General features: G+C 65.4%; 11 protein-coding genes. 4 read left to right on the forward strand and 7 right to left on the reverse strand.

The genetic code is table 11. From position 1 onward, the window contains the following. Positions 1–21: 21 nt before the first annotated feature. From AB0P23_RS17955 to AB0P23_RS17970, 4 genes are all read right to left on the reverse strand, one after another. On the reverse strand, positions 22–705 hold the full coding sequence (locus tag AB0P23_RS17955) for a haloacid dehalogenase type II (protein WP_032375536.1): 684 nt from the start codon (positions 703–705) through the stop codon (positions 22–24). Continuing rightward, a complete protein-coding gene (locus AB0P23_RS17960) occupies positions 702–2,483 on the reverse strand; it encodes an ABC transporter family substrate-binding protein (protein ID WP_032375451.1) in 1,782 nt (593 codons plus the stop codon). The genes AB0P23_RS17955 and AB0P23_RS17960 overlap by 4 nt, the downstream gene beginning before the upstream one ends. Before the next feature lie 103 nt (positions 2,484–2,586). Continuing rightward, positions 2,587–4,524, reverse strand: coding sequence for a translational GTPase TypA (gene typA / locus AB0P23_RS17965; protein WP_032365354.1), 1,938 nt, complete (start codon positions 4,522–4,524; stop codon positions 2,587–2,589). A gap of 317 nt (positions 4,525–4,841) precedes the next feature. Further along, the gene (locus AB0P23_RS17970) at positions 4,842–5,267 is read right to left on the reverse strand and encodes a (deoxy)nucleoside triphosphate pyrophosphohydrolase (protein WP_032381364.1); all 426 of its coding nucleotides are present in this window, start codon (positions 5,265–5,267) and stop codon (positions 4,842–4,844) included. Between the two features lie 14 nt (positions 5,268–5,281). Here AB0P23_RS17970 and AB0P23_RS17975 point away from each other — a divergent pair, with 14 nt between their 5' ends. After that, positions 5,282–5,566 (forward strand): 4a-hydroxytetrahydrobiopterin dehydratase, encoded by a 285-nt coding sequence (locus tag AB0P23_RS17975; RefSeq protein WP_032400260.1) that lies wholly within the window; start codon positions 5,282–5,284, stop codon positions 5,564–5,566. Here the strand turns inward: AB0P23_RS17975 and AB0P23_RS17980 are convergent. Then, the gene (locus tag AB0P23_RS17980; protein ID WP_032369658.1) at positions 5,508–6,728 is read right to left on the reverse strand and encodes a mannosyltransferase; all 1,221 of its coding nucleotides are present in this window, start codon (positions 6,726–6,728) and stop codon (positions 5,508–5,510) included. The two genes, AB0P23_RS17975 and AB0P23_RS17980, sit on opposite strands and share 59 nt — an antisense overlap. Positions 6,729–7,029: 301 nt before the next feature. Here AB0P23_RS17980 and AB0P23_RS17985 point away from each other — a divergent pair, with 301 nt between their 5' ends. Continuing rightward, on the forward strand, positions 7,030–7,890 hold the full coding sequence (locus AB0P23_RS17985) for a hypothetical protein (protein WP_052061474.1): 861 nt from the start codon (positions 7,030–7,032) through the stop codon (positions 7,888–7,890). Positions 7,891–7,995: 105 nt separating this feature from the next. On the opposite strand, the gene AB0P23_RS17990 is transcribed toward AB0P23_RS17985, so the two are convergent. Continuing rightward, positions 7,996–8,745, reverse strand: coding sequence for a DUF1906 domain-containing protein (locus AB0P23_RS17990; RefSeq protein WP_032375447.1), 750 nt, complete (start codon positions 8,743–8,745; stop codon positions 7,996–7,998). 226 nt (positions 8,746–8,971) lie between these two features. Here AB0P23_RS17990 and AB0P23_RS17995 point away from each other — a divergent pair, with 226 nt between their 5' ends. Together AB0P23_RS17995 and AB0P23_RS18000 are read left to right on the forward strand one after the other, a co-directional pair. Further along, positions 8,972–9,550, forward strand: coding sequence for a TerD family protein (locus AB0P23_RS17995; protein WP_032365486.1), 579 nt, complete (start codon positions 8,972–8,974; stop codon positions 9,548–9,550). Positions 9,551–9,673: 123 nt separating this feature from the next. Beyond that, complete coding sequence (locus tag AB0P23_RS18000) at positions 9,674–10,495, forward strand: hypothetical protein (protein ID WP_032390527.1); 822 nt, start codon at positions 9,674–9,676, stop codon at positions 10,493–10,495. 62 nt (positions 10,496–10,557) lie between these two features. Here AB0P23_RS18000 and AB0P23_RS18005 read toward each other — a convergent pair whose 3' ends face one another. After that, the gene (locus tag AB0P23_RS18005) at positions 10,558–11,931 is read right to left on the reverse strand and encodes a sialidase family protein (protein WP_363798635.1); all 1,374 of its coding nucleotides are present in this window, start codon (positions 11,929–11,931) and stop codon (positions 10,558–10,560) included. Positions 11,932–12,048 lie beyond the last annotated feature (117 nt).

The following is a 12,048-nucleotide window of genomic DNA, read 5'->3' on the forward strand; positions in this document are numbered from 1 at the left end:
GTCTCTGGGTCGGGCAGCCGTTCATCGCTCGCCGAGCATTCGCGCCACATCCGGTAACGACTGCGCTGTCACATCGGCAGGCACGAAATGGTCGGGATAAGGACGGTTCTCGCGATCGAGCCACGCCGTCGACAGGCCTGCCCGGTGCGCACCGTCGATATCCCAGGGGTGCACGGCCACCAGCATCGCGTCGCCTGGTTCGACACCGCACTGCTCCAACGCGTAGCGGTAGGCATCGGCGTGCGGCTTCCACCGTCCGGCGTCCTCGACCGACAGCAACAACTCGAAAGCACTCCGCACGCCGGCTCGTTCGAGCAGAGACTGCGCGAGCGACGCGGACCCGTTACTGAGGGTGATCATCCGAATGCCAAGCGCTGCAAGCACATTCACTCCGGCTACCACATCGGGATGCACCTCGAGCTCGGCGAAACCGGCCATGATGTGGTCCACTGCATCGTCCAACTGGCGATCGATCGCGGCATCGGACAGCAACGCCTCGAGCACACCGGAACCGACCTCGGCGAACGGCCGAGCGGTACCTGCGACCGCGAGCGCGAACCCGTCCCGCAGCACTCCTGCGAACCACGTCGGGAACAGGTGTTCCGGCGCTCCGACGTCGGCGAATCGCGCCGCCATGGGAGCCATGTCGGACAGGGTCTCGTTCACGTCGAAGATGATCACCCGAGGCAAGCGCACGGTGTTCACCGGACCGTCCGGATCCACTTCGCGGCATCGGCGAAGATGCCGACCTCCACCGGCCCGGTCAACGAGACGCCGGTGATACCAGGCACCGCAGCCACCACGGACTGGTCCTGCATGATCGGCAGCGTCGACGCCAGAGACCACAGCTTGGGCTCGATCTCCTCGGCAACGATCGTCGCATCGGCGTCGGTTATCAGGGCGCGGTCGATCGTCGGCTGTAATTCCGGAACACACAGACCGGACAGATTGCGCGGGGCGTCCACGCTGCCGCTGCTCCCCGGAGCCGGCTCGGCAACACAGCCGAAGCGCGAGGCCAGGGCCGTTGCCGGGTCCACGCCCGCACTGGTCCACCCGACCACGGCGTCGACGCCGCCGTCGGTCAGCGCCGTCGAGTACAACTCGTCCGCGGGCAGCGGAGTGACGGTCGCGTCGATACCCGCACTGACGAGCTCGTCCGCGGCGGTCCCGGCCACGGCCAGTGCGATGTCGTCGTTCTCGACGGCACCGATGACGAATCGCAGCGCGGTACCGCCGGCGTCTGCGAGTCGGGGTACTCCGGGAGCCGGCGCGCTCGTGGTCGGCGCGCTGGTGGTCGGCGGCGCAGCAGAGGTCGTGGATGCGCCCGCGCTCGGCGTCGAGGTCACGATCGCGTCGGGTGTCGGAACGAAGCCGGCGCGGCGAAGCAGGTCGAGGGCCGCGGTTCTGCCGATCGGGGCGGGTGCGGTCGCGGTGTACCCGGGGTCCGACGGCGACGACAACTGGGCCGCTGCTCGGCGATCCGTCGCCCCTCCGCCGGCCCCGACCGTGGCCAGCAGGTTCGGGTCCAGCAGACCCATGATCCCCTGCCGCACAAGCGACTCCGACATGTTCGGTGCCCGGCCGTTCACGGTCATCGACAACACTCGCGATTGGTGAATCGTGTCGGTGCGGACCCCGGGAATTGCCGAGAGTTGAGCGCGCGTCGCAGACCCACCCCGAACCTGTGCGATCTGCGCATCACTCGACCGCAACGAATCGGCCAACTGTGCGGGGGTGCCTCCGCGCCGAATCAGGATCTGGTCGGGCGAGGCGGGTTGGTCCCAGAATCGATCGTTGCGTTCCAGCAGAATCTCGTCCCGGCCCTGGTCGACGGTCTTGATGTTGAACCGCGAACCGGAGACCGGCACGTTGTCGGTGAGGCCACCCTCGAAGCCGCCGGGCGAATCCTTGAGCAAGTGGGAGGGCACGAGGTCGGCGAACAATCGCTGCCACGCCGGATACGGCGACTCGAGGGTGACGTCGACGGTCTTGCCGCCGCCCGAAGAGGCAACATCGCTGATCAGTGCGTAGCCGGCCGGATCGACGACGCCCGGCTGCGTGATCATCTGCTGCCAGAGGTACCGGAAGTCCTCGGCCGCGATCGGTGCGCTGTCGGACCACTGGGCCTCGTTGCGTAGCTGGTACCGGATGGTGAACGGAGACTGAGAGGTCACTTCGGCGGAGATCAACAGCGACAGGTCCGGCTCCCACGTGGTCACGCCGGTGTCGGGGTTCAGGGTGGGACGGAACGGGCTGGGCAGCACGAGCGAACTGACCGCGGCGGTGGCGGGCGACTGGTCGGCCAGCAGGTGTGGGTTGAACCCGATGCCCACGTCGTCGATCGCCACGACAACGGGGTCGCCGGTCTTCGACGGCACGGTCGTCGTGGTGACCGGAGTTTCGACGCTCTCGATCGGTGGCGGTGGATCCGCGGTGCATGCGGTGAGTACCAGGGCAGTGGCGGAGGCCAGAACCACCGGCATCAGTACGTTACGCAACGAGGATCTCCTTCGTGATCGGCTACAGGTACGGCAGAAGCGACGTCCCACGATGGTGACACGTCGCTTCTGCCGTACAGGATCTGTCTTACAGAGCAGCCTTGTCGCGCGTCTTGCTGCGCGAACGCTCACGGGCGCGCTCGTTGGAATCGAGGTGCACCTTGCGGACGCGGACGACCTCGGGGGTCACCTCGACGCACTCGTCGCCTGCACAGAACTCCATGGCCATTTCCAGGTCCAGCTTCTTCGGCTTGGCCAGGGTCTCCATGACGTCGGCGGAGGACTGACGCATGTTGGTCAGCTTCTTCTCGCGAGTGACGTTGATGTCGAGGTCTTCCTGACGCGGGTTGATGCCCACGACCATGCCCTCGTACGTGTCTGCGCCCGGCTCGACGAAGAACGTGCCGCGGTCGGCCAGCTGGATCATCGCGAACGGGGTCACGGTGCCGTGACGGTCCGAGACGAGCGAGCCGGTGTGGCGGGCGCGGATCTCGCCGGCCCACGGCGCGTAACCGTGGAAGACGGCGTTGGCGATGCCGGTGCCGCGAGTGTCCGTGAGGAACTCGGTGCGGAAACCGATCAGGCCACGCGAGGGAACGATGAATTCCATGCGAACCCAGCCTGCGCCGTGGTTCGTCATCTGGACCATCTTGCCCTTGCGTGCGGCGAGCAGCTGCGTCACTGCACCGAGGTATTCCTCCGGTGTGTCGACCATCAGCTCTTCGAAGGGCTCGTGCAGCTTGCCGTCGACCTGCTGGGTGACCACCTGGGGCTTGCCGACGGTGAGCTCGAAGCCTTCACGACGCATCTGCTCGACGAGGATGGCGAGCGCGAGCTCTCCACGACCCTGGACCTCCCAGGCATCGGGGCGACCGATGTCGAGGACCTTGAGCGAGACGTTACCGATGAGCTCCTGGTCGAGGCGGCTCTTGACCATGCGCGAGGTGAGCTTGTGTCCGCTGACGCGTCCGACGAGCGGGCTCGTGTTGGTGCCGATGGTGACCGAGATGGCCGGCTGGTCGACGGTGATGCGAGGCAGAGCGACCGGGTTCTCCAGATCGGCGAGGGTGTCGCCGATCATGATGTCCGGGAAGCCCGCGACGGCGACGATGTCTCCTGCGACACCCTTCTCGCCGGGAACGCGCTCGACGCCGATGGTGTTGAGCAGCTCGGTGATCTTGGCCTTCTGGACGACGGGCTCGCCGTCGACCTCACGCATCCAGCTGACGGTCTGGCCCTTGGAGAGCTGGCCGTTGTGGATACGAACCAGGGCGAGGCGGCCGAGGAAGGCCGACGCGTCGAGGTTGGTGACGTGTGCCTGCAGCGGCGCGTCGACGTTGCCCTTGGGCGCGGGGACGTAGCTGAGCAGAACCTCGAACAGCTCGTCGAGGTTCTCGGCGTCGGGAGCGTGTCCGTTCTGGGGCTGGACCTTCGAGGCCTTGCCCTCACGGCCGGAGGCGTAGAGAACGGGGAGGTCGAGGGCGAGCTCGGCTGCCTCGGACGCTTCGTCGTCGAGATCGGACGCGAGGTCGAGCAGCAGATCGTGGCTCTCCGAGACGACCTCTTCGATACGCGCGTCGGGACGGTCGGTCTTGTTGACGACCAGGATCACCGGCAACGACGCGGCGAGCGCCTTGCGCAGCACGAAACGGGTCTGCGGCAGCGGGCCCTCGGAAGCGTCGACGAGGAGCACGACGCCGTCGACCATGGACAGGCCGCGCTCGACCTCTCCGCCGAAGTCGGCGTGGCCGGGGGTGTCGATCACGTTGATGACGGTGATGGTGCCGTCGGCATTGCGCTTGTGAACGGCCGTGTTCTTGGCCAGGATCGTGATGCCTTTTTCTTTTTCGAGGTCACCCGAGTCCATGACGCGGTCGATCGCTTCGGCACGTTCCTCGAACGCGCCGGACTGCCGAAGCATGGCGTCGACCAGGGTGGTCTTGCCATGGTCGACGTGTGCAACGATGGCGACGTTGCGAAAAGTAGTGGTGCTGTCGATGTTGTCTGCACTGCTTGGGGCGCTCACGCGAAAAATTCTCCTGGAGTCGAATGCGGGCTCTTGTTCGCTAGCGGGCTTATGTCGCTAGAGAAGCGCGCTGCACCGCGAGGTTCTCGCGACTGATCGAGTTTACCCGTAGTCCGGCAGTGCCCCGCGCCACCCTCAGGTCTGTGACCTGCGCCACCCATTAGTCTTGGTGCCCATGGGCAAGATAAAGGCCGCAGATGTCTCGGGGATGAAGCCCAAGAAAAAATGCTGCCGCAAGAAAGTTCGTTGCATCAAATGCCCCGTCGTGATCATGCGAATGAAGAAGTTGGAATCCGCGGGCGCGACCAAGAAAGACCTCAAGAAAGGTCTGAAGACCGCTCGGGCGAAGTGAGCAGAATTTCCTGTAGGTCCGGCAGCCAGAGTCGGTCCGCATCGACCAGATCCACCGTCGGCAGCGTCGCGGCATCGACCCACCGTAGAGCCGAATGCTCCAGCGGCGCAGGGGTTCCCGAGACGATCGAGGCTCGGTAGGCCCGCAACACCATGCCACCGGAAAGCTCGACGTCTCCACTGAGCGCGGCACCGATCGAACACTCGACCCCCAGTTCCTCGCGCAGTTCGCGCGCCAGTGCGGCGTCCTCGGACTCCCCCGGCTCGACCTTGCCGCCGGGCAGCTCCCACCGACCGGCCAACTCCGGCGGACGAGTTCGTTGCGCGAGCAGCAGACGACCGTCGTCGATCAACGCAGCCGCGACAACTACAGCGGTAGGGGTACCGGACATGCCACCATCTTTCTATGACCGAATTGCTGACCGACCGCGATATCGAGGGCGCACAGCTCACCCACTGGACTGTGACGGAGAAATCTCTGACCCGCACCGTCGAGCTGACGTCGTTTCCCGCCGCGATCGAGGTGGTGAACCGCGTGGCCGACGCCGCGGAGGAGGCGGACCATCACCCCGACATCGACATCAGGTGGCGGACGCTCACGTTCACGCTGTCCACGCACTCTGCCGGCGGTCTCACGCAGAAGGACGTGGATCTGGCGCGTCGGATCGATGCACTGACCGCGCCTTCCTGACACGTCCTGCGTAGACGACCCAGCCGAGGAACAGGGCCGATCCGATCACGTCGACGGCACCGGCCCAGGCCTCGAGGCCGGGACGAGGAATGGTCCAGATCGATTCCTGGAAGAAGCTCAGCAACCACGGCACCCCCACCGTGACCGTCACCAGCCAGTAGCCGGCAACGATCTTGGCTCCGGCGATATCGCGCAACGGCCCGTGCAGCAGCCAGATCACCATCGGAATCACCCAGATCCAGTGATGCGACCACGAAATCGGCGACACCAACAGGCCCAGGAGTTGGACGATGACCAGGGTTCCCAGGTAGTCGCGGCGATCGAGTGCTCGCCATGCCAGCACAGCGAGAACCACGGCGATCACTGCGGCGGCGATCCACAGCGGTCCCTGGCCGACGTCCTCGCCCACGATCCGGCTCAGAGCTCCACGCAGAGACTGATTCCAGACCGAGCCGACGGGTCCGATGCGGTCGGCATCGCCGAGCAACGTGGTGAAGTACGTGGCCGCCTGACGCCCCAGCACCGCGTAGCTGACCGCGACGCTGAGCGCGAATGCCACCGCCGAGAATGCTGCAGCTTTCCACCGCCGAGTGGCGAGGAAGTACAGGCCCGTGATGGCCGGGGTCAGCTTGATGCCCGCGGCGAAGCCCACGAGTCCGCCCGCCACCCACCAGCGCGAGCTGCGTACCGCGAGTAGCGCCAGCAGCACCAGGAACACATTGACCTGGCCGTAGTCGAGGGTGGTGCGCACGGGCTCGGACCACAGCCCCAGCGCGGTCCACAACATGGCGATTCTCACCCAGCGGTTCTCGGCGGCCCGGTCGTCGCCGAGAACCATCGACAGGGCCAGCCGGACCACTGCGAACAGCGCGATCATCGTCGCGGCCTGCCAGACGATGCCGACCACCGTGAACGGCAGATAGTGCAGCGGGAAGAACACCAGGGCGGCGAACGGTGGATACGTGAACGGCAGTGGGAAGTCCGGGGTCTGCACCGAGTACGTGTAGTCGTACAGGTTGTCGCCGAGCAGCGCAGCGGAGCCTTCGACGTAGACGTGCAGGTCGACGAGGTTCATACCGTTGGGGGTGACGAACGCCCAGACGAATCGGCTGATCACCGAAACTGCCAGCAGAACGGGGGCCAGCCGAACAAGTCGGTTCACGGTGCGTGTGGTTCCGTTCGGTATCGATGCCGTTTATCGACAGCCGAGCTTATAGGGCGATCGATACCCACCCTAACCGTGCCGATCCCCTCGTAACATTTACATCACCTTTCACACTGGTCACTCGTGTAACACGCTATTGTTCGATTCTGCGGAGAATTCGCAGCGCGTAGCCCATAGAATCCTCGATAGAGTTCAGCCGGGGAGGACTGGACCTACTACGGCTGTACATCCGGGATCGCTCTACATAGAGTGACCCCTCGGGCACCGGCTGTCGCCGTGGACCTGCGTCATGATCAGAATGGGGAATATCACCGTGCTTCGTACTCGCGGAACGCGTCGCGTCGTCACAGCTCTGGCTGTGGCCGCAGCCGCCGCACTCGTTGTGCCGACCAGCGCATCCGCTCAGCCTCTGGTGCCCATGGCTCCGGCAGATCTGCCGGCTGCTCCGGCCGATCCCGCAGCGCTGATCGCCCAGTTCCTGCCCGCTCCCGGTGAACCCCTGCCCAACCTCTCCGACATCGAGGCACTCGCGTCCTTCGCGCCTGCCATCGTCGGTGCAGCTGCAGGGCCGGCCGATGTGGGTGCCGCTCCCGCAGCAGATCTCCTCGGCCAGGCTCGCGCCCTTCTCGAAACCGCGCAGCTTCCGGACCAGGTCAAGTCGCTGCTGGAATCGGTCATCACCTTCCTGGACGGATCCGGCGGCGGTGGGCCCGAGCTGCCCGCCGACGGCCCCGTCATCGCACAGTTCCTGTACCCGACCCTGGGCAAGGGCTGCATCTCCGACACCGCAGATTCCGTCGGAACCGCCTTGGCCGTTCCCGGACCGGCCACGTTGCCGCCCCCCGGACCGACTGCAGGCCAGGCCGGTTTCGTGTTCACCGCCCTCGGTACCGCGCCTCTCGCCGCGCAGCAGTCTGCTCCGCTCACCGTGACGTGGCTCAACATCGACAACCGCCGATCGGGAACCCAGGACCTGACCGGCGCAGCCAAGATCAACGCCGACGGCCCCGCGACGTTGTCGGCCATCGCCGACACCGGCCCCGGTCGCGTGCTGTCCGTGGTGTCCGGATCGATCACCACTCAGTCCAAGGAAGACGCCGCAGCGCCGCCGCGCAGCTGCAACTTCCTGCCGACGATCGGCACGGTCTACGTTCCGTAGCTCACGAGACCACAGCAATTCGCCCCCGGCTTCCTCGAAGCCGGGGGCGAATTGTTTTCGTGCTTATCGGCCGGAGAAAAGACCACCGAATTACACGGATGGTATTCAGACGATGTCGGCACCGGATTTCGACCACTGACCGTAATCGGACCTCAAGACATTGTTGATATCCACTTTCACTCCACCCACCGTGTCCTTGTCGATACGAATCTGGTGAATGTGCGCTTCGGGATGTACGAACCCCTTCGGGGTCCCCCAATTGTGCTGCCAATACCACTGGCCCAGTCCTGCGACGGACGCCAATTCGATGGTCGGAGAATTCGCGTAGATACCGGTGTTCTCCGCTCCGATCACCGACTGCCAGCCCAGGATGTACGGCGCGATGAGGGTGGCGAACTCGACGGCTGTCGGGTTGTCGTCGATCGATGCGTAGATCGGCCGATCGGACGGGCCACCGGCCGCCAGATGGAGCTCTAGTCCACGTTTCGCATGCTTGACGCCCGCAACGTACCCGCCTCGCCAATCCGCGGTGGCACCCTTACCGAACTGGTAGTTGGAGACCACCTCCAGGCCGGCCTCGGTGAGGGACTGCGCCTCCGACGCGGTCATCGGCTTGCCGACCATCCAGGTCGCGTCGGGACGCCGATCCGAGACGTAGCGGACAGCTCCGAGATGGCCTGCGCTCTTGATGGCCGACGCCGACGGCACCCCTCCCGCGTAGTCGACGAGCGTTCCCAGCCCCGCGTCTGCGTGAGCGGTGGCCGAACCCAACGCGGCCAGACCGACGGCGGCTGCGGAGCCGGCCGCGGCGTACTTGAACAGTTCACGTCGCGAAACCTGCACGAAATCTCCCATGCCGTTCGATTGCCACGGCGCGCCTACGTAACGAAACGCGCCGTCACTGCTACTTTCCGATGTTTTGTCGTATCCCATCACAAACACATGTGCACCGCCAGCCCCACTGCTCACACCCCACCCGCGTGGCTCGTCGTTCACACATGCAACTCGAGCACCGCGCCCGCAGTCATGAATAGGGTGGGGAGGACGAAGCACGAACGACAGCGTGAAGGAGTGGTTGGACATGGGCGTAACACTCGCCAAGGGCGGAAATGTCTCGCTGACGAAGGAAGCACCGAACTTGACCGCGGTCACCGTCGGTCTGGGCTGGGACGTTCGCTCCACCACCGGCGGAGACTTCGACCTCGACGCGAGCGCGATCGGCCTCGGTACCGACAAGAAGGCGCTCAACGACAACTACTTCGTCTTCTACAACAACCTGCGCTCCCCCGACGGCGCGATCGAGCACACCGGAGACAACCGCACCGGCGAGGGCGAAGGAGACGACGAGAGCATCGACGTGGACCTTGCAGCGCTGACACCCGAGGTGGATTCCATTGCATTTCCGGTGTCGATTCACAACGCGGACGCGCTGGGGCAGAACTTCGGTCAGGTCGTCAACGCCTTCATTCGTGTGGTCGACAAGTCCGACGGCCGCGAACTCGCGCGCTTCGATCTGAGCGAGGACGCGTCGACCGAGACTGCGATGGTCTTCGGCGAGTTGTACCGCCGCGGTGCCGAATGGAAGTTTCGCGCAATCGGTCAGGGCTACGCGTCCGGCCTGGAGGGCATCGTGCGCGATTTCGGCATCGACGTCGGCTGACGCAGGGTGCGCGAGTCCGTCTCGATTGCACAACGGTCTACAGCTGAGCTTGTGACGCCAAGATGATGTGTGGTGATATCAGCGCACACGCAACATCAGCCACATAAGTCACAGGAGTCACACATGTCTCGTCGCCTCAGCCGTCTGGCGGGCGCGCTCGCGCTCTCCTGCGCGGCATTGCTCGCCGTTCCTGCCACTGCGGCAGCGGACCCGGCTCCCGCTGATCCGCTCGCCCGGGCGATCGCCGCATTGCAGGGGCAAGACGGCGCTTCGCTCGCCGCAGCGAATGCCATCGCCGACTCGCGCACCCCGGTCGCCGAGAACACCTCCGCAGACCCCTTCGCGGCCCTCGACGCGGCCAACAAGGCTCTCACCGACTTCGGCATCACGCCGTTCTTCTACCCGACCGCTGCGATCAACTGCGCCGCCACACCGGGCGCGCCGCTCGGAATCGTGCCGGGCGTCGCCGGTGGTGCCGGCGGACCGTGGCCGCAACTGAAGGCACCCGCCATCCCCACAATCCCAGGTGTGCCGTCCTTGCAGATTCCAGATCTCAATGCCGTCGACAAGGGCGAGACGATGTTCGCGTTCGTTCCGGCCGGCATCGTCAACGATTCGGCCGACAAGTCCGGCATGCAGGTGGCGTGGTTCAACGTCAACACCCTGCAGGGCGGCTTCGCAGATTTCGGCGGCCTGGTCACCACCATGGCCCAGTCGATCCTCGACAACTCCGGAATTCCGGCGGAGTTGAAGGACATGGCCCGGCCCCTCGTGGTCAATGCACTCAATGCGTTGCCCGCTGCCGGTGCGCGCGCTGTCCCCGTGCAGACCGGATCGGGAACCGTTCTGGCAGCGGTGTTCGGCACCGTGAACCACAAGGCAATCGACGGCTCGGACAAGAGTTGCTTCTTCTTCCCGACGGTCGGCTTGGTCAACGTCGCCTGACGCAGAACGAATCGAACGATCGAAAAGCCGTGTAGCTCTGCGCTGCACGGCTTTTCGCTGCTTCAGGAGCGATCGATGCGGCCGAGCCGCCCTAGAACCGCCTGCATCTCGGTCCGCCGCGCGCGTGCGGCCCAGGGACGCAGGCGGTTCCGCCCGCGCATCTGCATGACCGCTCCGGTCACGAGATCTCCGTTGGGCGCGAACCGGACCCGCACCATCTCGTCGAGAGATCGCCTGAAAACGGAGCCGGGGAAACCTCGACGGAACCCGTACGGAAACAGCGGAGCATCGGGTTCGTTGTACTTTCCACCGACGAAAACCGGTCCTGCAGTGCGGAAGTCGCGACTCTGCGCGATGAAGCCGTGGAACGCGCGGCCGGCCTCACGCCCGTAGTACGAGATTCCGACGCGCCCCGATCCGGTGGCGGTGATCGCACCGAACCGCGCACCTCGCACTCCAGGAGCGGACACCACGACGGGTCTCGACCAGCTGTTCGCGCCGTCGGAAGACCACGAAGCGTGCAGCAACCCGTCCCGGTCCGGCCACAGGGCGTACAGGGTGCCGTCACAGTCGACGGCGACCGACTCCGGCAGTAAATATCGGGAAGCAAGCAGCAGAAGGTGAAACGGGTTGTGATACTTGGCGAGCGCCGATCCGGGGACTACGCGAACATCCCAGGTCAAACCCTCGTCGCGGCTGACCGCCACCGCGAAACGACGGCCGTATCGGCCGCCGATGTATACCGTGCCGTCCGGGCCGACGACACCGGTGCCGAATGCGACGTAGTCCGTACCGGGAAGTCCCGGAATGTTTTTCGGGTCGATGTCGAACCCGCCGGCTACCTCCCATTTGGTCCCGCCGTCGTACGAACGCCAGATCACCTGGCGGGTGGCGTTGATCAGAGGTCGCACGCGGAGGGCGAACGGCGTAGGAGCGGACAGGTACGTCACGCGAGCAGATGACGGAGACGACGCGTCCGGTGCGGACACCCGAGGTCCGGCGAATACCTTGGCACCTGTCCTGGCCTTGGATGCCACTCTCCGGAAGCGCCACGTTCGACCTCGGTCGTCGCTGATTCCGAGGTCGAAGCCCGATCGAAACATGCGCGTCGGTGTCGAATCGACGCGACCGGCGGTGAGAAACAGCCGGTCGTCGGCATCGTCGAAGTACATGTGCGCTCGGCGGCCGGTGTTCACCGTGCCGTCCGGCACCGATGCTCGCCAGGATTGTCCGAAATCGGAGGACTGCAGAACTCCGACGCCGTCGACGGTATATGCCGGGGCGAGAAATACGGTGTTGTCCGCGGCTGTTCCGAGGGTGCAGGCGGACGACCCGTATTCGGTGTACGAGATATCGGTGGCGAAGTCGGCCGATGCCGCCGCGTTGGTCGAAAAACGAAGCCCTGCTCGATATCCCGACGCGACCCGCGGTGTCACGACACCCGCCCGCGGCGGCGCGGGCGTCGTGATATCGGGGCGCGGTGGTGCATTGGATCAGGCTAGCGTCGATTCACGCCGAAAACGCCGAGGCCGATGCAGAAGTCCTGGGCCGAA

The organism is Rhodococcus sp. NPDC077669 (genome assembly GCF_040686915.1).
Classification (GTDB): domain Bacteria; phylum Actinomycetota; class Actinomycetes; order Mycobacteriales; family Mycobacteriaceae; genus Rhodococcoides; species Rhodococcoides fascians.

Bases quoted from the DNA above. Each gene is read 5' to 3' on its own strand.
- AB0P23_RS17960 (WP_032375451.1), bottom strand. From the start codon at position 2,483: ATGCCGGTGGTTCTGGCCTCCGCCACTGCCCTGGTACTCACCGCATGC.
- AB0P23_RS17970 (WP_032381364.1), bottom strand. From the start codon at position 5,267: ATGTCCGGTACCCCTACCGCTGTAGTTGTCGCGGCTGCGTTGATCGAC.
- AB0P23_RS17985 (WP_052061474.1), top strand. From the start codon at position 7,030: ATGGGGAATATCACCGTGCTTCGTACTCGCGGAACGCGTCGCGTCGTC.
- AB0P23_RS17990 (WP_032375447.1), bottom strand. From the start codon at position 8,745: ATGGGAGATTTCGTGCAGGTTTCGCGACGTGAACTGTTCAAGTACGCC.
- AB0P23_RS17975 (WP_032400260.1), top strand. From the start codon at position 5,282: ATGACCGAATTGCTGACCGACCGCGATATCGAGGGCGCACAGCTCACC.
- AB0P23_RS18000 (WP_032390527.1), top strand. From the start codon at position 9,674: ATGTCTCGTCGCCTCAGCCGTCTGGCGGGCGCGCTCGCGCTCTCCTGC.
- AB0P23_RS17995 (WP_032365486.1), top strand. From the start codon at position 8,972: ATGGGCGTAACACTCGCCAAGGGCGGAAATGTCTCGCTGACGAAGGAA.